Source organism: Citricoccus sp. GCM10030269 (assembly GCF_042665635.1).
Taxonomy (GTDB): Bacteria; Actinomycetota; Actinomycetes; order Actinomycetales; family Micrococcaceae; genus Citricoccus.
The window spans coordinates 1,207,882-1,228,640 of sequence record NZ_JBHTCV010000005.1; the positions used below are offsets into that span (position 1 = coordinate 1,207,882).

A 20,759-nucleotide genomic window follows, 5' to 3' on the forward strand; every position below is an offset into this window, starting at 1 on the left:
ATGCCACGCGAGACCCCTGCCCTGTGACCCTGTGACCCAGGTCTCCGTGACGGAAGCCTATGCCTGATGTGGGCGTTTCCCAAGAGTTCCGGTCCTCTTCGGTCTCAGCGCGTGTCGGCGGCGTCGTCCATGCCTTACTCTTCATCCCATGGGTAGCGAGGTCGAGTCGAGTACGTACACGCGGTCGGAGCGGACGCAGTATCGCGAGCGGCTGCAATCGTCGCTGCAGGAGCTCAAGACCTACCTTGCCGAGCACGAGCTCACCGGCACCGGACGCGTGGGACTCGAGCTGGAGCTGAACCTCGTGGACCAGCAATCGCAACCCGCCGCGCTGAACCGAGAAGTGCTGGCAGCCATCGACCATCCGGCGTTCCAGACCGAACTGGGCCGGTACAACATCGAGCTGAATCATCCGACCTTGACGTTGCGCGGACGCGGCCTGGCCGAGTTGGAGGAGTCGCTGCGCTCGGAACTGGACCGAGCCGAACAACGGGCCGTTCGCGCCGGAGCACACCTGTACGCGATCGGCATCCTGCCCACCCTGGACGGGGACGACCTGGCCGGCGAAGGGTGGATCAGCGAGGGCAATCGCTATGCGGCGCTGAACGCCGCGATCCTGGAGGCCCGCGGTGAAGACATCCTCATCGACATCGACGGCCCTGAGCACCTGTCCTATTACGCCCGGGACATCGCCCCGGAGTCGACGTGCACCTCAATGCAGTTGCACCTCGAGGTCTCTCGCGAGCAGTTCGGCCCGGTGTGGAACGCCGCCCAGGCGATCGCGGGGCCGCAGACGGCTCTCGCCGCGAACTCTCCCCTGTTCCTGGGCCATCTGCTGTGGTCCGAGACCCGCATCGCGGTGTTCCAGCAGTCCACGGACACGCGTGGCCCCGAGCTGGCACGCCAGGGGGTCCGTCCGCGGGTGTGGTTCGGGGAACGCTGGATCAACGGCATCGAGGACCTGTTCGAAGAGAACATCGCCTTCTTCCCGGCGCTCTTGCCGGAGATGTCCGGCGAGGCCGGATCTGCGACCGACGCCGGCGCCCCCAAACTCTCGGAGCTGCTGTTGCACAACGGCACGGTCTACCGCTGGAACCGCCCGATCTACGATCCCGGACGGGATGAGGACTCCGGCGACGGCGGCACCACACCGGCGAAACCCGCCAACCTTCGCGTGGAGAACCGCTTGCTGCCGGCCGGTCCCACCGTGGTGGACATGGTGGCCAATGCCGCCTTCTTCTTCGGCCTGGTGAAGTACCTGGTGGAGACCGAGGAGAACCCCTGGGAGCGGATGTCCTTCGCCGTGGCGAGGAAGAATTTCTACGAATGCGCCCGTCACGGGTTGAATGCCTCCGTGTACTGGCCCGGATCCGGCGACGTCCCCGTCACGGAGCTGCTCGACCGGCACCTGGTGCCCGCCGCTCGCGAGGGACTGCAGTTGCTGGATGTGGACGAGCAGGTCGCCGAGCACTATCTCTCCGTGCTGACCGGACGCACCCGGAACGGCCAGAACGGTGCCACCTGGATGGCCCGAACGCTGGGTCGGTTCGAGGACTCGTGTCTGCCGCGGAAGGAAGCCCTGGCCCGCCTGGTGGATCGCTATGGCGAGCACATGCGCGGTGGTGAACCCGTCCACACCTGGCCGCTGCCATGATGGATCCCGCCATTCACCGCGGAGAGCTGCCTCCCTCCGAGGTGTACCGCCGCTTCGCCCTCGAAGCCCGCGGCACCTCGGCGGTCTATGAGCACTGGGCCGAGAGCGTCGCCGATGACGTCCCGGTCCTCGACCTGTTGACGGAGCTGCCGCCGTCGAAGCGGCAGCCGAATCTGGTGTTCGCCGCCGCCCGGCTCCACGGCGCCGGAACGTCCTATTCCTCTTTTCACGAGACCCTGCGGGGCCAGTGGGCCGCGGTCCGCACCACGATCTTGGCCCGCTCGACCCAGACCAATGAGGCCGCCAGGTGTGCCGTTCTCCTGCCGTTCCTGGCCGCACTGCCCCAACCCTTGGCGCTGATCGAGGTGGGTGCCTCGGCCGGGCTGTGTCTCCTCCTGGACCGGTATTCGTACCGGTACAGCGATGGCACGGTCGTGGATCCCGACGACGGCGTATCGGAGGTGATCATCGAGTGCGAGCTGGGCCCGGGCATCACGCCACCGAGCGTCATGCCTAAGGTGACGTGGCGGGCGGGCATCGACCTCTCCCCGGTGGACGTCAACGACGCCGAGGACCGCACCTGGTTGGAGGCCCTGGTCTGGCCGGAACACCATGATCGCCGGGCCCGTCTGCACGCGGCGATGGATCTGGCCCGCCACGACCCTCCTCGTCTCGTCCGCGGTGATCTGGTCCAAGAGTTGCCGGCCCTGGCGGCCGAGGCGCCTGTCGATGCCACCCTGGTCGTGTTCCATACCGCAGTGCTGCCCTACCTGGATTCCGCGTCCCGGAGCCAGTTCGTCGACGTCGTGAACCGGCTCCCGGGGTATTGGATCAGCAATGAGGGCCGCGGCGTGGTGGCCCTGAACTCACCCGTGCCCGGCCCGGAGCCGGACCACCGTTTCGTGGTGGCGGTGAACGGTCAACCGCGCGCCCTGGCCGACCCCCATGGCCGGTCGGTCACTGGCCTCCCCCACTAACGGCGGTCACTTTGCGGGCAGAACGGACCGGTTCGTTCTGCCCGCAAAGTGCCTCCGCACCCGCCGGCCCGGCTGTCGGTGTCTCCGCGCGAGAGCCGCAGCCACGCAGCTGTGTTACCTGCCCTTTGCCGTCTTCGGAGACTGCGTCGCCTTCGTCGTCTTCGCGGTGGCCGGGGCCGTCCACGGGTCCTCCGGCCAGGGATGTTTGGGGTATCTGCCCCGCATCTCAGCCCGGACTTGAGCGTACGGCCCGGACCAGAACGAGGCCAGATCGCCCGTGACGGCCAGGGGTCGGCCCGCCGGCGACAGCAGATGGAACACCACGGGCACACGCCCGTCCACGAGTCGAGGGGATTCGGCCAGCCCGAAGCACTCCTGCAACTTGACCGCCACGACCGGAAATCCGTCGTCGGGCCCGGTGACGCCGTCCACGGGTGGGTAGTCGATACGGACCGCCCGCCCACTGGGGACCGGCAGACGCTCGGGGACCAGCTCATCGAACCGGACGGCCTCGGGCCAGGGCAGCAAACGCCGCAGAGCAGCCGCCACGTCCAGTGAACTCGTCGTCGCCCCGCTAGCAAGCTTCTCCACCTCCGGGGCCAGCCACTCCTGCCAGCGATCAGCGAGCTCGGGATCGGACACATCCGGCCACGGCGAGCCGAGTACTCCGTGCAGCAGCGACAGCCGTCGGCGCAGCAGCTCCGCCGACGGCGAGAGCCCCAGCTCGGCCACGCCCTGGGAGCGCAGTCGGTCCACGACGACGGCCCGCCCCTTCTCCGGGTCGGGCGCGACGGGAGTCTCGGAGAGCACGATGTGCCCGATGGCCTTGGTGTTCCGGCCGACCACCCGGCCGTCCTGCCATTCGGCTCGGTGCTGCTCGGTCAGCAGTGACCCGGCGAGGGTGCCGGCGAGTTCGGCCTCCACGGGGGCCGCAGAGCGGATCACGGCGCCCGTTCCGGCTGCGGCTCTGCCCTCGGCCCTCGAGACCTCGGCCACGGCCAGCCAGTCGGTGCCGGCCAGCGCACTGCCGGGCGGGAGGGCGGCCCGGGTGCCGGAGGCCAGCAGATAGGTCTCGGCGTCGGTGCCGGACACGCGGCGGGCCAGCCGCTCCGGCCACGCCAGCCCGACGACGGCGCCCGCCGGATCGCGCGGCCGGTCCCGCCGGCCGTCCCGGGGCTTCATACCCGCCGAACCACTCTCCAGACCAGCCTGCGAACGTTCCTGAGCGGCGGCGATGTCCTCGAACCGTCGCACATCACGCTGCCATCGAGATCTGTCGCCACCCCCGGAGCTGGAACCCGCCCCGGAACGCAGTCCGGACAGGGCCGCGGTCAGGTCGGCACCGGCCGGGCGGATGTCGGAGGCCACCAGCGCCACCACCTCCGCGGCGTTCCGCGCCCCGACGAGCGAGCTGCCCTCGAGCAATGCGCGGGCCAGGCGGGGTTCGGCGGGGACGCGGGCGAGGCGCCGTCCATGATCGGTGGCCCGGCCGGCGTCGTCGATGGCACCCAAGGCGGTGAGCACCTCCAGCGCCGCGTCGAGAGAGGCCCGCGGGAGCGGGTCCGGCAGCACGAGGCCCTCGCCTCCGGGGGCGTCCCAACAGGCCAACACGAGGGCGGCCCCGGTCAGATCGGCGACGGCGGCGGCTGGAGTCGGGTGCGCCGGTGCGGTGCCATAGGTGGTGCGGTCGTAACAGCGGACCACCGTTCCCGGACCGAGGCGACCAGCGCGACCGGCTCGCTGATCGGCCGAGGACTGGGCGCAGGCCACGGTCACCAGCCCGGTCATCCCCCGGGCCGCATCTCGCCGGGGTTCTCGGGCCAACCCGGAATCGATCACCAGCCGCACTCCGGGCACCGTCAAGGAGGACTCGGCCAAGGAGGTGGACACGATGATCCGGGGCGCCCCGCCTGGTTCACGTCCGCCGACAGCAGCGTCCTGCTCGGCTGGTGTCAGTTGGCCGTGCAGGGCTCGGACGTCCGTGCCCGAGGCGAGTGACCGCAGGCGGGAGACGGTTTCCTCAACCTCCCGAGCGCCGGGGACGAAGACGAGGGCGTCGGTGCTGGGTTCGGCGGCCACGGCTTCAGCATGGGCTCGAGCCGCAGTGCGGGCGACGTGGTCGAGGAAACCGCGCGTCACGCCGTTGAAGTCCTGACGCCGGTCCGTGTGGGGTTGGTACCGGACCTGCACCGGGTGCAGGGCCGAGGGGCAGTCGATCACCGGCGCGGGAGCCTCTCGGCCGGATCCCTCGCCGAGGCGAGCGGCGAATCGTTCGGCGTCCAAGGTCGCGGACATCGCCACCAGCATCAGCTCGGGCCGCAGTTGACTGACCTCTCCGAGCATGCCGAACAGCAGGTCGGTCTCCAGGTCACGTTCATGGACCTCATCGAGGATGACGGCGCCCGTGCCGGTCAGTTCGGGGTCGGCCAGTAACCGATTGACCAGCACGCCGGGCGTCACGAACTCCACCAGCGTGCCCGGGCCCGCGGTCCGTTCGCCGCGGACCACATACCCGGCTCGCGTCCCGACGGCGGATCCGTCCAGGGACGCGAGCCGGTGGGCCGCCGCGCGCGCCGCCACCCGGCGCGGTTGCGTGACGACGACCCTGGGTGCAGCGGTTCCCTGTCCAGACGTCTGACCGGACGCCTTTCCAGACACGCCGGTGCCGCCGGCCGCCAGGAGATTTGCGGCGGCCGGCGGCACCAGGGTGGTCTTACCGGTCCCCGGGGGCGCCTGGACCACGGCCACCCGATGCTCGCTCAGCGTCCGTTCCAGGCTCGCCAAGGAGCGGGTGAAGACGAGTCCGGCGCCCAGCCGCTCGAGGTCGAACGGAGCGGCGTCGGGACGTCCGGGGTCGGTGGGGCCGGCGGCGGGACGGTGGCTCGGAGCGGTCAGGGCGTCGGCATCCCGCCGTTGGCGTTGAGCGTGTCGCCGGTGACGTAGCTGGACTCACCGGAGGCCAAGAAGACGTAGGCCGGGGCCATCTCCACCGGCTGGCCGGCGCGGCCCAACGGGGTGCTCTGACCGAAGTTCGGCAGCTTCTCCTTCGGCTGGCCGTGCGAGACCTGCAGCACGGTCCAGACCGGTCCCGGCGCCACCCCGTTCACGCGGATGCCGCGCGAGGCCACTTGCTGCGCGAGGCCCTTGGTGAAGTTGTTGATCGCGGCCTTGGTGGCGGCGTAATCCAGCAGTGTCGGCGAGGGCTCGTAGGCCTGCACCGAGGTGGTGTTGATGATGGTCGATCCAGGACCCATGTGCTTCAGCGCCGCCCGCGAGAGCGTGAACATCGAGATGATGTTGACCTGGAATGTCTTCTCGATCTGCTCATCGTCCAAGTCTTCCAGAGATTCGATGGCGATCTGCCGGCCGGCGTTGTTGACCAGGATGTCCAGCCCGCCCAGCTTCTCGACGGCCGAGTCCACCAGTCCGTTCCGGTACTCCTTGTCCATCAAGTCACCGGGGAGCGCGACCGCCGTGCGGCCGGCGTCCTCGATCGCCTTGATCACCCGCTGGGCGTCCTCTTCCTCCACCGGCAGGTAGGCGATGGCGACGTCGGCCCCCTCACGGGCATAGGCCACCGCGGTGGCGGCGCCAATGCCGGAGTCACCACCGGTCACCAGGGCTTTGCGGCCCTTCAGCCGATCTCGGCCCACGTAGGAGTCCAGACCGATGTCCGGGATCGGATCGGTCTTGGTCTCCAGTCCGGGCTCGGGCTGGTCCTGCTTCGGGGGCGAGACTTTCGGGTGGCGCGTCGTGGGGTCGTCGGCGGCCAACTGGCCCTGCCCCTCGGCAGGTGTGCTGTTCGGGGTGTCATTCTCAACGGGTTCCATGGTGACGACTCTAAGAACGTCCACCGGGGTATTGGCAAGTACCCAATGACTCGCGTGTGCCAGCTTGTGCAAGCATGTCCCTATGACGGACGCCACCCCAGCAGACCAGCATTCCACGGGAACTCCTCGCGCCGGCCGCGCCGATCGAGTCCTGTTCTATCCGCCGAGTGATGCCCGCGAGTCGACCCCCTATCGGCAAGCCCACCTCGAGCCTGCGCGCGTCGCGTCCGACGTCGGGGGCTCCGTCCTGACCAACGATGCCGATGCCCCTTACGGGGATGGGACCGCCACCGCCGTCGTGGTGTTGTTTCCGGTGCCCGTGGATCAGATGGAGGCCCTGCTGGCGGCCAACCCCTCGGTGTCTTGGGTGCAGTTGCCCTTTGCCGGCATCGAGCGATATGTGCCGCTGATTCGGGCTCGGCGTGACATCACCTGGACCTCGGCCAAGGGCTGCTACGGGCCGCCCGTCGCCGAACACGCCCTGATGCTCACCCTGGCCCTGCTGCGAAATCTGCCCGAACGCCTCCGGGCCACCAGTTGGGGGGCCGGCAGCGGGCGCACGCTGAACGGCCTGCACGCTGTGGTGGTCGGCGGTGGCGGCATCGCTCGCGAATACCTGCGGCTGCTCAAGACCTGGGACACCACCGTCACGGTCGTGCGGCGCACCGCCGACGAGGTCCCCGGAGCCGACCGCACCGTCACGCAGGACCGGCTGGACGAGGTGCTCCCGGAGGCCGATGTGGTCATGCTCGCCGCCGCGGCCACCGATCAGACCCGTGGCATCATCGGGCGCCGGCAACTGGAGCTGATGGACTCAGCGGCCGTGCTGGTGAACATCGCCCGCGGGACGCTGGTGGACACCGATGCTCTGGTCGAGGCCCTGTCCGCCGGCGCCATTCACGGGGCCGGACTGGATGTCACCGACCCGGAACCGCTGCCGGACGGCCACCCCCTGTGGACCGAGCCACGGTGCATTGTCACGCCCCACACGGCCGACACCCCTGAGATGTGCATCCCCCTGATCAACGCGCGAACTCAGCGGAATCTGGCCGCCCGCGCCCAGGGGGGCGAGCTCGAAGGTCAAGTCGATCCGGAATCCGGATACTGACCTGCCGCCCCCTTAGGCTGAACGTATGAGATCTCCCGTGCAGGACTACCTCGATCGATTGGTCGACCAGCTCCGTTCTGTGGACGAGGGCACCACCCACCAGGTCATCCCGGCCACCGCGGCCATGGACCCCCAGTTGTTCGGCCTCGCGCTGACCACGGTCGAGGGCCACAGTTATACCGCCGGAGACGCCGAGCACTCCTTCTCGATCCAGTCGATCTCCAAGGCGTTCACCTACGCCCTGGTGCTGGACGACCTCGGACCGGAGCGGGTCCACGAGAAGATCGACGTGGAGCCCTCGGGGGACCCCTTCAATGAGATCTCGCTCCAGCCCGGCACCGGCCGGCCGGACAACCCGATGATCAACGCCGGGGCCATCGCCACCACATCCATGATCAAGGGCCGGGGTGGCCGCGACCGGCTCGGGCGGATCGTCAACGCCTTCTCCGACGCCGCCGGGCGCGAACTCAAGATCTCCGAGGGAATCTTCAAGGCGGAGGACCGTTCCGGCCACCGCAATCGGGCATTGGCCTGGCTGCTGCGTTCCTTCGGGATCCTGGAGTCGGATCCCGAGCCGGCCCTGCAGGACTACTTCCGCCAGTGCTCCATCCTGGTCACCGCGAAGGACCTCTCCATGATGGCCGCCACCCTGGCCAACCAGGGCGTGAATCCCCGCACCGGTGAGCGCGTCTTCTCAGCCCGGACCGTGCGTTGGGTGCTGTCCGTCATGTCCACCTGCGGGATGTATGACGACGCCGGCACCTGGGCCATCGAGGTTGGCCTTCCCTCCAAATCCGGAGTGGGCGGTGGCCTGCTCGTGGTCGTCCCGGGCCAGATCGGCATTGGCGTGTTCTCGCCTCCGCTGGACGAACACGGCACCTCGGTGCGCGGGGCGGCCACGGTCAAGCAGATCGCCACGGACCTCGGCCTGCACTACGGGGACGTCCCACCCCTGGGCCGTTCCACCATCCGCTCCAGCTACCACCTCGCCGATGCCCCCTCCGGAGTGCCGCGCGGCGCGGAAGCCCTGCAGACCCTCGAACAACACGGACCCGAGTGCCGGATCATCGAGATCGGCGGCGACATCGGCTTCGCCGAGTCGGAGACCCTGTCCCGCGCGGCCGCCGATCTGCCCGAGACGGTCCGCACGCTCGTGGTGGATGTGCGGAAGGTCGACGACTTCGGCCAAGCAGCCACGCGACTGCTGACCGGAGTGGTGCGCGGATTCCTCGCCGACGGCCGAGATGTGATCCTCGTGGACGAGAATCGAGTGCTCACCGAGGCCTTGACCACCTATGCCGAGACCGCCGAGGAGAGTCCGCTGCCGGACCCGATGTCCGAGGTCACCACGAAGGCCGTCAACACGGAGGCTCCTCTGGACGAGCTGATCCCCACCGCACTCGACGACGGCACGGCCACCGCCGACGTCGGGCCGGAATTCCGGTTGTTCCTCTCGCGGTCCATTGCGCTGGAATGGGTCGAACAGCGGCTCTTGGCTCGGCACGCTCCCGGCCTGGTGCCCACGGGCGAGCAGGAGCCGATGCGGTCTCCACTGCTAGAGCGGCTCAGCCACGATGACGCCCAGACGCTGGCGGCCTTCATGGAGCCGCGCCACTACCGGGCCGGGCAGGTCATCCGCCGTGCGGGACAGCCCTTCGGAGGGATCTACTTCATCTCCTCGGGCCAAGTGGAGCTGACCAGTCAGGGCTCCGGTGGTCGGCGTTATCGGCAGGCATTCCTCTCCCCCGGCATGATCTTCGGCGAGATCGCCCTGGGGCAGGCCGGTCGGCAGCTCACCACGGTGCGAGCCGTCGGTCCGGTGACCACACGGGTGCTGACGGCGCAGGTCATCTCCGCCCTCGAAGAGTCGGACCCCCAGTTGGCCATCAAGCTGTGGTCAGCCCTGGCGCGGGACGCCTACACGAGCGTGGAGCAGATGAGCCGGGAGTCCGGAGTCAGGTCCTGAAGTCGTGAGGTCCTGAAGTCGTGAGGTCCTGAAGTCGTGAGGTCCTAAAATCATCCAACCTGAGAATTCGCTGGGAGTTCACTCAACCTTGAGAAGTTGAGTGAATAAGACTCATAGTGTGATTGTTGTCTCGGATGCACGGCCCACCACGGTGGACCGTGGAAGAACACTGAACCGTTGACCAACAATCGCTGACCAACGAACGAGGAGAAGAGATGGCTACCCGAATCGACCCCTTCCGTGAACTCGACCGCCTCGCCGGACAGCTGTTGACCCCGGTGCGCGGCCTGCGCCAGATGCCGATGGACCTCTACAAGGACGGAAACACCTACGTGGTGGAGGCTGACCTCCCCGGCGTGGATCCGTCCTCCGTGGACGTCGACGTGGACGGCCAGTTGCTGACCATCCGCGCCGAACGCAAGCCCGCTGTCGCAGACAACGAGTCGGTGATGTGGATGACCCGTGAACGCGAGACCGGCAACTACGTGCGCCAGCTCAACCTGGGCCAGGACGTCGACTTCGAGAACATCAGTGCGAACTACGACCACGGCGTCCTCAAGGTCACCATTCCGGTGTCCGCGAAGGCTCAGCCGCGCAAGATCAAGGTCGGCACGGGCAACGGCGCCCAGGCCGTCCAGCCCACGTCCTCCAGTGACGGCTCTGGCTCCCGTGAGACGATCTCCGGTGAATCCACCCCGGCGGCCGTCGGATCCAACAGCTGATCCGTCCCGCCAACTGAGGCATCTATAGGTCAAAAGTGCCCCGGTTTTGGGCCCTGAGGGCCCAAAACCGGGGCACTTTTGACCACCAGACGTGGAGGGAGTGGGGTCAGCTGCTGGCGTTGGCCAGGGTCTCCACGATGGTGTTGAGCGTGGAGGACGGGCGCATGGCCTCGAACACCTTCTCCTTGGACGGGTAGTAGTAGCCCTCGATGTCCACCGGAGACCCCTGGACACCGTTCAGTTCGTCCATGATCTTCTGCTCGTTCTCCGCCAGCTGGGCCGCGATGTCCTTGAAGGCGGCAGCCAGTTCGGCGTCCTCCGTCTGCTGGGCCAGTTCTTGCGCCCAGTACAGCCCCAGGTAGAAGTGCGAACCGCGGTTGTCGATCTCGCCGACCTTGCGGGAGGGGTTGCGCCCCTCCTCCAGGAAGGTGCCCGTGGCGCGGTCCAGGGTGTCGGCCAGCACCTGGGCGCGGGCATTGCCGTTGGAGACCGCTTCGTGCTCGAAGGAGACGGCCAGCGCGAGGAACTCACCCAGGGAGTCCCAGCGGAGGTGGTTCTCCTCCAGGAACTGCTGGACGTGCTTCGGAGCAGAGCCACCAGCGCCGGTTTCGAACAGGCCGCCACCGTTGATCAACGGCACCACCGAGAGCATCTTGGCCGAGGTGCCGAGTTCCAGGATCGGGAACAGGTCCGTCAGGTAGTCGCGCAGCACGTTGCCGGAGACGGAGATGGTGTCCTCGCCGCGGCGGAGGCGCTCCAGAGTGAAGGCCGTGGCCTCCTCCGGAGCCATGATCTCGATCTGCAGGCCTTCGGTGTCATGCTCCTCGAGGTACTCGGTGACCTTGGCGATGAGGTTGGCGTCATGGGCGCGGTTCTCATCCAGCCAGAACACCGCAGGCGTCTTCGAAGCACGGGCGCGGGTGACGGCCAGCTTGACCCAGTCGCGCACCGGCACGTCCTTGGTCTGGCACGCGCGCCAGATGTCCCCTGCTTCCACCGCGTGCTCGATCAGCACAGACCCGGAGCCGTCCACGATCTGCACGGTACCGGCGGTCTCGAGGATGAAGGTCTTGTCATGCGAGCCGTACTCTTCGGCCTTCTGAGCCATCAGGCCGACATTCGGGACGGTTCCCATGGTGCGCGGGTCGAACGCTCCGTTGGCGCGGCAGTCGTCGATGACCACCTGGTACACCCCCGAGTAGGAGGGGTCCGGAAGCACCGCCAGCGCGTCCTGCTCCTGATCGTCCTTGTTCCACATGTGGCCCGAGGTGCGGATCATGGCGGGCATGGAGGCATCCACGATCACGTCCGAGGGGACGTGCAGGTTCGTGATGCCCTTGTGAGAGTTCACCATGGCCAGGTCCGGGCCGGTGGCGTAGGCGTTGTCGATCTCGGCCCGGACGCCGTCGGCCACCTGGGGATCCAGGGAGTCCAGTCCGGAGAGGATGGATGCCAGTCCGTCATTGGCGGAGAGACCGGCTGCGGCCAGCTCGGCACCGTACTTCTCGAAGACGCCGGGGAAGTAGGCCTTGACCACGTGACCGAAGATCACCGGGTCGGAGACCTTCATCATGGTGGCCTTCAGGTGAGTGGAGAACAGGATGCCCTCGGACTTGGCCCGCTCAACCTGGGCGGCCAGGAACTCGTCCAGCGCCCGCGCGGACATGAAGGTTCCGTCGATGATCTCTCCGGCCAGCACGGCGAAATCGTCCTTCAGCACGGTGGTCTCGCCATGGGCGTCCACGAACTGGATACGGATGGTGCCGTCCTCGGGGATCACCACGGATTTCTCGTTGTGGAAGAACGCGTCCGCGTCCATGGAGGCGACGTTCGTCTTGGAATCCGCCGACCAGGCGCCCATCGAGTGCGGATGCTTCTGGGCGAAGTTCTTCACGGCTCGTGGAGCGCGACGATCCGAGTTGCCCTCACGCAGGACCGGGTTCACCGCGGAGCCCTTGACCTTGTCGTAGCGGGCGCGGGCGTCCTTCTCCTCCGGGGTCGTCGGCTCGTCCGGGTACGGCGGCAGGGCGTAGCCGTCTGCCTGGAGTTCGGCGATGGCGGCCTTGAGCTGCGGAACGGAGGCGGAGATGTTCGGGAGCTTGATGACATTGGCATCGTCACTCTTGACGAGCTCACCGAGCTCGGCCAGGTCGTCGTTCACCTGCTGGTCCTCGGGCAGCTGATCCTTGAACACGGCAAGGACCCGGCCGGCCAACGAGATGTCGCGGATCTCCATTTCCACACCGGCAGTCGAGGCGAAAGCCTGGACCAACGGCAGGAGGGAGCCGGTGGCCAACATGGGGGCCTCATCGGTATAGGTGTACATAATCGTCGACATGGACCGAGGTTCTCCTTGCAGGGCTCGCCGGTAGGCGCCGCCCGAGTCGTACTGATGGGTCAACCGCGCCCCAATCTACCGGAACGTCGGTGGCGATGAGCCCACGATGACCGGGCTACCCGGCCACTCGTTCGGTTCGGCTCCAGCCGTTCCAGCCGCGTCGACGCATCAGTTCCATCAGTCGTTCGGACCGGGGATCGGCCTCCAGGGCCAGGCCCTCCAACAGATCGTGGGCCACGTCCCCCGGATCTCTGCCCGGCTCGTCGACGGCCTCGGCCTCGTGTTTGTCCAGGATCGACGTCATCAGGTCCGCGAGCTCCTCCAGCAGGTCCTCGGCGTCGCTTTCGTCCTCGAACACCTGCGTCATCAGTCGGTACATCCGCACCATCTCCGGGTCCTGCAGCGAGGCCATTTTGGCCGGCATCCACTGCGGGACCCGTTCGGGCCAGCGAGCCGTGACGAGAATCCAGCCATCCCGTTCGCCCTCCAGCACCGGCCCCGTGACCCCGAGATCTCGAAGTCCATCGAGGTACTGCGTGACTTCGGACGGCAGACCGGTGGGGTCTCCGGCACCGAGATCGGCGATCCGGCCGCGGGTCGCCTGCAAGCGCTCGATCTCCTGCTGCAGTTGCTCGTCGATGCGCTGAAGCTCGGCGCGAAAGGCGACCGGGCCGGCGTCGAGCAGCTCGGCGACACGGGACAACGGCACGCCGGCGTCGGCCAGGGTCCGGATCCGGATCAGGGCCACGGCATCGCCGGCCCCATACCGCCGATACCCGGAGGCATCGCGTTCGGGCTCCGGCAGCAGTCCGACGTGGTGATAGTGCCGCACCGCCCGCGTGGTGACGCCGGCGTACGCAGCCAGTTCTCCGATCGTCAGCATGCGCTCATCCTTCCACGGTGGTGCACTGTCGGTGCCGGCACCAGCCTGGGCAACAACCTCTGCCAGCACCGCCTCACGACGAGATCTTCTTCCGGTACCGCGCGTTGGCCAGGAGGAAGAACAACACGAGCAGACCGACGCACCAAGCCAGTGCGACCCACAGTTCACCGCCGGGCTGCGTGCCTTCCAAGAGGGAGCGCAGGCTGTTGACGATCGAGGTCACCGGTTGGTTCTCGGCGAACCAGCGCACCGGGCCGGGCATCGTGTCCGTGGGCACGAAGGCCGAGCTGAGAAACGGAAGGAAGATCAACGGGTAAGAGAAGGCGCTGGCACCGTCGACCGTGGTGGCACTCAGGCCCACCAGGATCGCAATCCACGTCAAGGCCAGCGTGAACAGCACCAGAATGCCGACCACTGCGAGCCACTCCCCCAGCCCTGCCGAGGAGCGGAAACCCATCAGCAGTGCAACCACCACCACCACCAGCAGGGAGACGAGTTGCGAGGCCACCGATGTCAGCACGTGCGCCCACAGGACGGCGGACCGGGCGATCGGCATCGAGTGGAACCGCTCGAAGATCCCGCTCTGCAGATCGAGGAAGAGGCGATAGGCGGTGTAGGCGATGCCGGAGGCCACCGTGATCAGCAGGATTCCCGGCAGCAGGTAGTCCACGTAGCGATCCGTTCCGGCGTCGATGGCACCACCGAAGACGAAGACGAAGAGCAACAGGAACATGATCGGCATGATCGCCGTGGTGATGATGGTGTCCGGGCTGCGCATGATGTGATTCAGTGAGCGGCCGGTCAGGGTCAGCGCGTCCTTCAGAAAGTACTTGTTCATCGCGTTGACCCCTTCTCGGACTCGGTCTCGGTGCGGCCCACGAGGGACAGGAAGATCTCCTCGAGGCTTGGCTGCTTCTCCACGTACTCGATCTCGGCCGGTGGCAGGAGCGCCTTGAGTTCGGCCAGGGTGCCATTGACCAGGATTTTGCCCTCGTGCAGGATCGCGATTTGGTCCGCGAGCTGCTCGGCCTCCTCGAGGTACTGCGTGGTCAGGAGCACCGTGGTCCCGCCCTGGGAGAGGGTCCTGATCTCCTGCCAGACCTCTTGGCGCCCCTCGGGGTCCAGGCCCGTGGTCGGCTCATCGAGATAGATCACCGCCGGGTTGCCGATCAGGCTCATCGCGATGTCCAGCCGGCGGCGCATGCCGCCGGAATATGTCGAAGCCCGACGCCGGCCCGCCTCGGTCAGCGAGAAGCGGTTCAGCAAGTCGTCGGCGACGGCGGCTGGGTTGCGTTGGTGACGCAACCGGGCCACGAGGACGAGGTTCTCCCGTCCGGTCAGGTTCTCGTCGACGGCGGCGAACTGCCCGGTGAGGCTGATGGTTTCGCGTACCGCCTCCGGTCGGCGGGTGACGTCGATGCCGTTGACCTCCGCAGTGCCGGCACTGGGCTTGGCCAGGGTGGACAGGATTCTGACCAGGGTGGTCTTGCCGGCGCCATTGGAACCGAGCAAGGCAAAGATGGTGCCGGGTGCGACCTCGAAGTCGACTCCGCGCAGCACCTGCTGTTTATTGAATGATTTCTGGAGTCCGGCAACGCGGATGGCGGGTCGAACCGCATTGCTCGGAGGGGTCTGAATGCTCATGGACATCAGTGTCGAAGGTTGACCCTGCGTTAAGGTCAAATGCTGCTTCGGCCCCACCTGCCGACGACGAACTCCCGGCGTCCGAGGCCGTACAGCGACGACTTGACGTGATCCTCGCAGTGCCGCGCGGCTACAGGCACGCGTGAGGATCAAAAACGCATCCAACACTCGCTGCCGCGGGGAGGCGCAATACTCAGGAAAAAGACGGTTCAGACACGCCAAAACGCGCCGCCTCAGCAAAAACTTTGCACTCAGGAGCGCTGAATCGACACCTGTGGAGGACAGCCCGAGAATCGTCTACTTCCCCGTGATATAGGCGAAGTCCTCATCCACAGCTCCTGTGGAGCACTCGGTGGAGAACTACATGGGTGCAAGTACAACATCTAGTGTCTAGTGATATCTCTGAACCCAAGATGTAGAATTGAGGCATCGCCGAAGCGAAGGCTGGAGCGAGGTTAGACACTTCCGCTATCAACCGGAGGCAGGAAATGGAAACCGTAAGTGATCTTCTTGACGATGTTCGGACCCAAATCGAGGCGGACGATGCCGCACTCAAAGAGGCGCGAGAGCGACTGGCGTTCGTGCGTTCAAAGGCGGAAAGCTTCTACGGGGCCCTTCGCTCCTATCAAAGCGGATCGCTGGCCGCGCACACGATGAATGAGCCCGTCACCGACGGTGACGGCGGCCTGGTCCTCAATCGGAACTATTACCCAGGACTCGGACCGGAAGGGACCGGGACCGAGGCCCCCGGAGAGATCGTCAGTGAGCTCATCGACCATCTCAGGCCATTGATCCGCGAGGAGTATCCCGACGCGAAGATGCACACGTCGAAACGTGGTCCGAAGATCCATTTTCACGCGCCGCTCGATGACGGTACAGACCCGACGGTGGACTTAGTACTGGCTCTCACTCGCAAAGAGGGTGAGGGAATTTGGATCCCAAACCTGGAAGCGGACACCTGGGAGCCGTCCGACCCGGAGCAGCACATCGCTCTATTCAACGGCGACGCTGCAGGTTTCCGTTCGACCCGTCGAAAGATCATGCGACTCGCGAAGGCGTGGAATAAGCAATACGTGACTCCCGGGGCATCTTCATTCGAGATGTGCGTCTGGGGGTATGAGTTCACTGAATCCGGGATGGGCGTCCCCAAGGGATTGCAAGCGCTTTTTGACAACGCAGCAGCCCGACTCGAGGCAGGGAAACCCACCCCCGACCCAGCCCACGTCTCGAAAAACCTTAAGCTACTCATCGAGCCCGCTACGATGGCGGTTCGACTGCGAAAGGCTGCCACTCACCTGCAAGACGCCCTAGACGCCTCCACCGACGAGGATGCAGTTCGTGCTGGTGTGAGCGGAGCGTTTTGGAAATACATCGACGCACCAGAGACATCGGCGCTATCCTCGGCGGCGACCTCACTGAAAGCCAGCACACCAGTCGCTGCTACCGCTCTGGGAATACCCGTCACGGGGAACACGGCTGGAGCGAGTGCCGCCCGTGCTTACGGAGACTCCCGCCAGTGAGAAGTGCAGGATGGAACCCTCCCCCCTGGTTCGACATCCCGGCTCGGAGAATATCCTTCCTGCATGATTTGCGAGATCTAGACGATGCTCATACGAGGAGACAGCGTAAGCATCGCAGCGGATTCGTCGTGACAATCAGCCTGCGCCCGACCGGCGTCCCTGCACGGCAGGTGACTATTCAGTTCTTGCCCCGCTCACCAAACGTGCCCCGCGTCTATGTGGACGGCCCCATCGAGTCGCCACATCGCTATCCTGACGGAACCCTCTGCATGTGGCACCCCCGCGACCCACTCGAACAGCGATGGACTCCCGCAGCTGGGGCGGCTGACCTGATAGTCCGCATAGGTGTCCACCTCATTAAAGAGGAGTGGTACCGCCAAACCGGTGAGTGGATTGGCCTAGAGGCGGAACACTCACCGCAAATCGGGCTAGCCGAACAGAGTCGCTGTGACTTCTAACCCCATGCCACCCTCAATGGACTCCACCGAGAACTGGTTCGCCGGCGACGGTTTCGCAACGATCCTTGCAGCGATTATCGGTGCGCTATTCGTCGTGGGCGGCTACTTCATCCAGCAGGGCTTCGTGCGGCGCCGTCATCGGGCGGAGATCTACAGCGAAGCGGTGAGGGCGGTCGAAGAATATATGGAGGCGCCGTTCTTGATTCGACGCCGAGACGGCACCCTCCTTGCACAACGTGAGATCACCAATCACATCAGCGATGTTCAATCACGCCTTGCCTACTACCAAGCCCAGCTATCGATCTACGCCGCACAATCCATCGCCCGCTCTTATTCGTCGGTGGTCAAGGCAGCTCGCCGCGAAGCCGGCGGAGCGATGACCGCTGCGTGGCGAGCGTCGCCCACTCGGAAGGGAAAAAAGGTCCCAGTAGGAGCACGGTACTCGAGGAAAGAGACCGACCAGGCACTAACGTTGCTCGTCAAACAGATGCGACAAGACGTATACCGGCCCCGCAATCGGTAACTCGGACCTCCTCTTAACGACCGACATGAGATCCCAAGTGGACGAACCATGCAAACTAACGTCGACGTCTCAGACACCTACAGGCTCGCGCCGCTGGCAGTCTCGGTGAAGACTCGCACGCAGCCTGTCGCGGTCAAGGCATCGGACTGCGCAGCTACCTGCTGATCGGCGGTCGATACTCGTACATACCCAACAGGCTCCCCGGCGCGTTTCATCGTGGTTTCCATGGCCGCAAACCTACTCAGCCGCCATGTGGCCCTCGCAGGTTTAGGCCCGTACTTTTGGCCCATCCCTCGTCGGCGTGTCGTGAGTGCGGCCCATACGGGCCACAATCGACCGTTTTCGGGTGCTGTCGACGCTAGGTTCCTTCTAGGAGGCGCAAATGAGTACACACAACTTCGAAACATTGCGCGGCGCTGTCATCGACGCCTCGCTGTCGAACAAATGGGCGAACGCTGTCCAGGAATGGCAGGTCGTCGGCGTCGAGGAAGACCAACGCGCCACCGGGATCTGCGTCTGCGGCAAGACCGGACTTGTCTATCTCTACACAATCCGCAACCAGCAAACCCAGCAAGCTCTATTCCCGATCGGCAGCAGCTGCATCAATCACTTTGGGATCGAAGAGCTGAACACCAGCGTTTCAGCTCTCTATCGGCTCTTGGAGCTACGAGCTGCATTCGCCGACCAGAAGCACGTCGACCTCACGAGCGAATACTTCTCGCGAGCGATGCTTGCCTACCTGTGGGAAAACGGGGCATTCCCTCCAAACAAGTACAACCAGCTAAACGGGGAAAACGACTACGATTTTCTCGTGGATATGTTCAACCGGCACCGTGAGTTCACCAAGATGCAAAAGAGCAAGGTCTGGGTGCTTCTGAACAGAACGATCAAGGATTTCGTTATGAATGACGAGCGCCTGGGGCAGTTGGTTCAACAACCGCAGGGCGACGACGAGGTGTAGGCCCCGGAATGGAAGACCTCCTGATCATCGACCGCTCGATTTAGCAGACACGCCCTAGTCGCGAGCCTCGGTCCATTCCTCGGGGTCGTGCGCCAGGACGGAGTCGAGTTTCGTGGCGATCGAGTCGGACGAAGTCCTTGGCCTGCGAACAACGCTGCACAGCATGTGGTCGTCATCGAGGGACCACTTGATCATGTCTGCCGCTGCCCAGATCTCAGTCCTCAGGAGCGGCCTGTCGACCTCATGGGGCACCGTAAAGGTGCCATCTTCTTTGAGGTCGACGTAGAAACCCTTCTGCTTCGCCTGGTTGTCCTCTAGAGCGGTCTGCTTCAAGTAGGCGACCACGAGCTCGGGGGCATGGGCCTTCACCACTTCGATATCCACGGGCTGGGTACCGCCTGGAACTTCCAGCGCCGCGGTGTAGTAGTCGGTGGCAGCCATCAGTTTCGCGCTGTGAGCACGCCACTGTGAGTGCAGTTCAGGGACCTCGCGGGACGTCTCGTCGTCACCGTACCAAGCATCCCAGAAGGCATTGCGGACCCAGATCGCTTTGCCGACTTCCTCCTGCGCTAGGACGACCAGCGACTGGGCTCGTGGCGAGGGAAACAGTGCGTCCGCCTCGACGACGATCCGCGCAGCATTGTCCAGCAGCGCCAGCCAGAGGGCGCGGGCGGCGATTGGGGCCATGGTGGTCATTTCGCCAGACTAGGGCTTCTGGCCCCGCCTACGAAGGCCCGCGATCGGGGGACCGTCCAGAGTCGATCGTTTTCGGTTCCTTGACTAGGGACCTCACCAAGCTCGGCGGTGGTGACGTCCCTGCCCGGATCCCCACTTCCAATCCATGTTATTCACATACTTATCACAACTTTTACTTGCTCGTACGATCGTATGGTACACTGATATCATCGCCAACGAACGGAGGTGGTACCGAGAATCTAACAAAGGAGAAATAGTGACTGACTACGAAAACATTGAACAGCTGGGCCAAGAAGTACGTGCAGACGGGATCGTTCCCGTGACGCTGCAGAACCTGCGAGAGATGTTGGGATACAAGAAGCTCGGAGTGAGAGTGCTGGCGGAGATCGCGCAATCACTACAAGCCGACGGCTTTGGGTATTTTCCGTTGGAGACGTTGGAGAACAACGAGCAGCCACGACAGGGGGAGGAAGTTCGCATCTTCGAACTGTCCTCTCCTGTGGGCAAGGTGGTGACAGCGGTTCAGAAGCCGAGCGTCAAGAACGACACCTTCCTCAAAGAGATAAGTGATTCCAAGGGCAGCGAAGCCGCGAGCATCCTCGATCAGATTCGTACCCTCATTGATGGATAAGACCATGCGGGCCTTAGAAACCGGCGCGCTGCCGAATAGGATCAGCGCCAACTGTCGCCTGAACTTCCGTCGCCGAGGAGCCTGAACGTGAGCCCTGACGAACCGGCTTCCCGACCATCCCTTAGGGAACCACCACCGAAAAAACCCTTTATCCACCGCTGGCAAAGTGCATCAGTCGTCGAAGTGATGGATGCGATGACCGTCGCACTCGGACCCGACGAAGAGGCAAGAGGCACGTCCCTCACGGTCGCCTGGACCAATGGACGAGAAAGCAAAATCGATCGTCTCGACGAGCTCCAGCACAGCACCGACCTGTCACGCATTAAGCGCATCACGGGATACCGGCACTTCTCAGATGGCTCAAACCTTTTCTGCTTTGCGACTCCGGCCGGACTGCGGGCTGAAGAAACGAGTAGCGATGCATCACAGACGAACACTGCCGCAGATACCCAGCTGAGGAAGTTGCAGATCCACGTCGAGGAAACCTCTCCAGGCGCCCCCTGGCCACCGTTCTACTTAGACAGAGCCTTCTTGTGGCCATTCGCCATATGGTTCGTAGGCTTATCCGCGATCCAGTGGCTTATCCCGCATACTCCTGCGCCGCTATGGCTGATCGTCCCGGCTCTGATCACAACTGGAATTTCGTTGTATCTCACCGCCCGGATCATCGGGCATAGGCAAGAGCGTTGGCTCACGCGCAAGCCCGCTGAGCGGACGACACCTCGCGAGCAATATAGAGACATCATCGCTCCAACCATCGGCATCCTTGCTGCAATCCTGGGCCCCCTCCTCATTACTTGGATCGAAGGTGCGTAGTCACCGCAGACGACCAGATCTCACTCGGTCCC

18 protein-coding genes are annotated in these 20,759 nt (G+C 65.1%); 10 read left to right on the forward strand and 8 right to left on the reverse strand.

Features of this window, described 5'->3' with window-relative positions:
- Nucleotides 1-148 precede the first annotated feature (148 nt).
- Nucleotides 149-1,654 carry a glutamate--cysteine ligase gene (locus tag ACFQQD_RS12620; protein WP_378089851.1) on the forward strand — a complete coding sequence of 502 codons (1,506 nt, stop codon included), beginning with the start codon at nucleotides 149-151 and terminating at the stop codon, nucleotides 1,652-1,654.
- Complete coding sequence (locus ACFQQD_RS12625; protein WP_378089853.1) at nucleotides 1,651-2,631, forward strand: DUF2332 domain-containing protein; 981 nt, start codon at nucleotides 1,651-1,653, stop codon at nucleotides 2,629-2,631. The genes ACFQQD_RS12620 and ACFQQD_RS12625 overlap by 4 nt, the downstream gene beginning before the upstream one ends.
- A gap of 114 nt (nucleotides 2,632-2,745) precedes the next feature.
- Here the strand turns inward: ACFQQD_RS12625 and hrpB are convergent, their stop codons facing one another.
- Together hrpB and ACFQQD_RS12635 are read right to left on the reverse strand one after the other, a co-directional pair.
- Nucleotides 2,746-5,526 (reverse strand): ATP-dependent helicase HrpB, encoded by a 2,781-nt coding sequence (gene hrpB, locus ACFQQD_RS12630; RefSeq protein ID WP_378090146.1) that lies wholly within the window; start codon nucleotides 5,524-5,526, stop codon nucleotides 2,746-2,748.
- Nucleotides 5,523-6,461, reverse strand: a complete 939-nt coding sequence (locus ACFQQD_RS12635) for an SDR family oxidoreductase (RefSeq protein ID WP_378089855.1) — start codon at nucleotides 6,459-6,461, stop codon at nucleotides 5,523-5,525. The genes hrpB and ACFQQD_RS12635 overlap by 4 nt, the downstream gene beginning before the upstream one ends.
- 82 nt (nucleotides 6,462-6,543) lie before the next feature.
- On the opposite strand from ACFQQD_RS12635, the gene ACFQQD_RS12640 reads away from it, so the two are divergent.
- From ACFQQD_RS12640 to ACFQQD_RS12650, 3 genes are all read left to right on the forward strand, one after another.
- Nucleotides 6,544-7,569 carry a D-isomer specific 2-hydroxyacid dehydrogenase family protein gene (locus ACFQQD_RS12640; protein ID WP_378089857.1) on the forward strand — a complete coding sequence of 342 codons (1,026 nt, stop codon included), beginning with the start codon at nucleotides 6,544-6,546 and terminating at the stop codon, nucleotides 7,567-7,569.
- 25 nt (nucleotides 7,570-7,594) lie between these two features.
- Nucleotides 7,595-9,535: a glutaminase A gene (glsA, locus tag ACFQQD_RS12645; RefSeq protein WP_378089859.1), complete on the forward strand. Its 1,941-nt coding sequence runs from the start codon at nucleotides 7,595-7,597 to the stop codon at nucleotides 9,533-9,535.
- Between the two features lie 215 nt (nucleotides 9,536-9,750).
- Entirely contained in the window at nucleotides 9,751-10,257 is a 507-nt protein-coding gene (locus tag ACFQQD_RS12650) for an Hsp20/alpha crystallin family protein (RefSeq protein ID WP_378089861.1), read from the forward strand.
- 106 nt (nucleotides 10,258-10,363) lie between these two features.
- Here ACFQQD_RS12650 and ACFQQD_RS12655 read toward each other — a convergent pair whose 3' ends face one another.
- From ACFQQD_RS12655 to ACFQQD_RS12670, 4 genes are all read right to left on the reverse strand, one after another.
- A complete protein-coding gene (locus tag ACFQQD_RS12655; protein ID WP_378089863.1) occupies nucleotides 10,364-12,595 on the reverse strand; it encodes an NADP-dependent isocitrate dehydrogenase in 2,232 nt (743 codons plus the stop codon).
- Nucleotides 12,596-12,710: 115 nt separating this feature from the next.
- Nucleotides 12,711-13,478: a MerR family transcriptional regulator gene (locus ACFQQD_RS12660; protein ID WP_378089865.1), complete on the reverse strand. Its 768-nt coding sequence runs from the start codon at nucleotides 13,476-13,478 to the stop codon at nucleotides 12,711-12,713.
- 73 nt (nucleotides 13,479-13,551) lie between these two features.
- Nucleotides 13,552-14,316 (reverse strand): ABC transporter permease, encoded by a 765-nt coding sequence (locus ACFQQD_RS12665; protein ID WP_378089867.1) that lies wholly within the window; start codon nucleotides 14,314-14,316, stop codon nucleotides 13,552-13,554.
- Nucleotides 14,313-15,122: an ABC transporter ATP-binding protein gene (locus ACFQQD_RS12670; protein WP_378089869.1), complete on the reverse strand. Its 810-nt coding sequence runs from the start codon at nucleotides 15,120-15,122 to the stop codon at nucleotides 14,313-14,315. The genes ACFQQD_RS12665 and ACFQQD_RS12670 overlap by 4 nt, the downstream gene beginning before the upstream one ends.
- Nucleotides 15,123-15,610: 488 nt before the next feature.
- Between ACFQQD_RS12670 and ACFQQD_RS12675 the strand changes: the two genes are divergently transcribed.
- Nucleotides 15,611-16,642: a hypothetical protein gene (locus ACFQQD_RS12675; RefSeq protein ID WP_378089871.1), complete on the forward strand. Its 1,032-nt coding sequence runs from the start codon at nucleotides 15,611-15,613 to the stop codon at nucleotides 16,640-16,642.
- A 474-nt stretch (nucleotides 16,643-17,116) separates the two neighbouring features.
- Complete coding sequence (locus tag ACFQQD_RS12680) at nucleotides 17,117-17,623, forward strand: hypothetical protein (RefSeq protein ID WP_378089873.1); 507 nt, start codon at nucleotides 17,117-17,119, stop codon at nucleotides 17,621-17,623.
- A 77-nt stretch (nucleotides 17,624-17,700) separates the two neighbouring features.
- On the opposite strand, the gene ACFQQD_RS12685 is transcribed toward ACFQQD_RS12680, so the two are convergent.
- Nucleotides 17,701-18,030: a recombinase family protein gene (locus tag ACFQQD_RS12685; protein WP_378089875.1), complete on the reverse strand. Its 330-nt coding sequence runs from the start codon at nucleotides 18,028-18,030 to the stop codon at nucleotides 17,701-17,703.
- On the opposite strand from ACFQQD_RS12685, the gene ACFQQD_RS12690 reads away from it, so the two are divergent.
- Nucleotides 18,006-18,584, forward strand: coding sequence for a hypothetical protein (locus ACFQQD_RS12690; protein ID WP_378089877.1), 579 nt, complete (start codon nucleotides 18,006-18,008; stop codon nucleotides 18,582-18,584). The two genes, ACFQQD_RS12685 and ACFQQD_RS12690, sit on opposite strands and share 25 nt — an antisense overlap.
- 54 nt (nucleotides 18,585-18,638) lie before the next feature.
- Here the strand turns inward: ACFQQD_RS12690 and ACFQQD_RS12695 are convergent, their stop codons facing one another.
- The gene (locus tag ACFQQD_RS12695) at nucleotides 18,639-19,280 is read right to left on the reverse strand and encodes an AbiV family abortive infection protein (protein ID WP_378089879.1); all 642 of its coding nucleotides are present in this window, start codon (nucleotides 19,278-19,280) and stop codon (nucleotides 18,639-18,641) included.
- 256 nt (nucleotides 19,281-19,536) lie between these two features.
- On the opposite strand from ACFQQD_RS12695, the gene ACFQQD_RS12700 reads away from it, so the two are divergent.
- Nucleotides 19,537-19,911 (forward strand): hypothetical protein, encoded by a 375-nt coding sequence (locus tag ACFQQD_RS12700; RefSeq protein WP_378089881.1) that lies wholly within the window; start codon nucleotides 19,537-19,539, stop codon nucleotides 19,909-19,911.
- A gap of 87 nt (nucleotides 19,912-19,998) precedes the next feature.
- A complete protein-coding gene (locus tag ACFQQD_RS12705) occupies nucleotides 19,999-20,727 on the forward strand; it encodes a hypothetical protein (protein WP_378089883.1) in 729 nt (242 codons plus the stop codon).
- Nucleotides 20,728-20,759: the final 32 nt, after the last annotated feature.

Excerpts from the sequence above, each read along its gene's own strand:
- ACFQQD_RS12655 (WP_378089863.1), bottom strand. The coding sequence starts at position 12,595 with ATGTCGACGATTATGTACACCTATACCGATGAGGCCCCCATGTTGGCC.
- ACFQQD_RS12620 (WP_378089851.1), top strand. The coding sequence starts at position 149 with ATGGGTAGCGAGGTCGAGTCGAGTACGTACACGCGGTCGGAGCGGACG.
- ACFQQD_RS12680 (WP_378089873.1), top strand. The coding sequence starts at position 17,117 with ATGGACTCCACCGAGAACTGGTTCGCCGGCGACGGTTTCGCAACGATC.
- ACFQQD_RS12695 (WP_378089879.1), bottom strand. The coding sequence starts at position 19,280 with ATGACCACCATGGCCCCAATCGCCGCCCGCGCCCTCTGGCTGGCGCTG.
- ACFQQD_RS12650 (WP_378089861.1), top strand. The coding sequence starts at position 9,751 with ATGGCTACCCGAATCGACCCCTTCCGTGAACTCGACCGCCTCGCCGGA.
- ACFQQD_RS12640 (WP_378089857.1), top strand. The coding sequence starts at position 6,544 with ATGACGGACGCCACCCCAGCAGACCAGCATTCCACGGGAACTCCTCGC.
- ACFQQD_RS12670 (WP_378089869.1), bottom strand. The coding sequence starts at position 15,122 with ATGAGCATTCAGACCCCTCCGAGCAATGCGGTTCGACCCGCCATCCGC.
- ACFQQD_RS12635 (WP_378089855.1), bottom strand. The coding sequence starts at position 6,461 with ATGGAACCCGTTGAGAATGACACCCCGAACAGCACACCTGCCGAGGGG.
- ACFQQD_RS12665 (WP_378089867.1), bottom strand. The coding sequence starts at position 14,316 with ATGAACAAGTACTTTCTGAAGGACGCGCTGACCCTGACCGGCCGCTCA.
- ACFQQD_RS12660 (WP_378089865.1), bottom strand. The coding sequence starts at position 13,478 with ATGCTGACGATCGGAGAACTGGCTGCGTACGCCGGCGTCACCACGCGG.
- ACFQQD_RS12675 (WP_378089871.1), top strand. The coding sequence starts at position 15,611 with ATGGAAACCGTAAGTGATCTTCTTGACGATGTTCGGACCCAAATCGAG.
- ACFQQD_RS12625 (WP_378089853.1), top strand. The coding sequence starts at position 1,651 with ATGATGGATCCCGCCATTCACCGCGGAGAGCTGCCTCCCTCCGAGGTG.
- ACFQQD_RS12690 (WP_378089877.1), top strand. The coding sequence starts at position 18,006 with ATGAGTACACACAACTTCGAAACATTGCGCGGCGCTGTCATCGACGCC.
- glsA (WP_378089859.1), top strand. The coding sequence starts at position 7,595 with ATGAGATCTCCCGTGCAGGACTACCTCGATCGATTGGTCGACCAGCTC.
- ACFQQD_RS12685 (WP_378089875.1), bottom strand. The coding sequence starts at position 18,030 with ATGTTTCGAAGTTGTGTGTACTCATTTGCGCCTCCTAGAAGGAACCTA.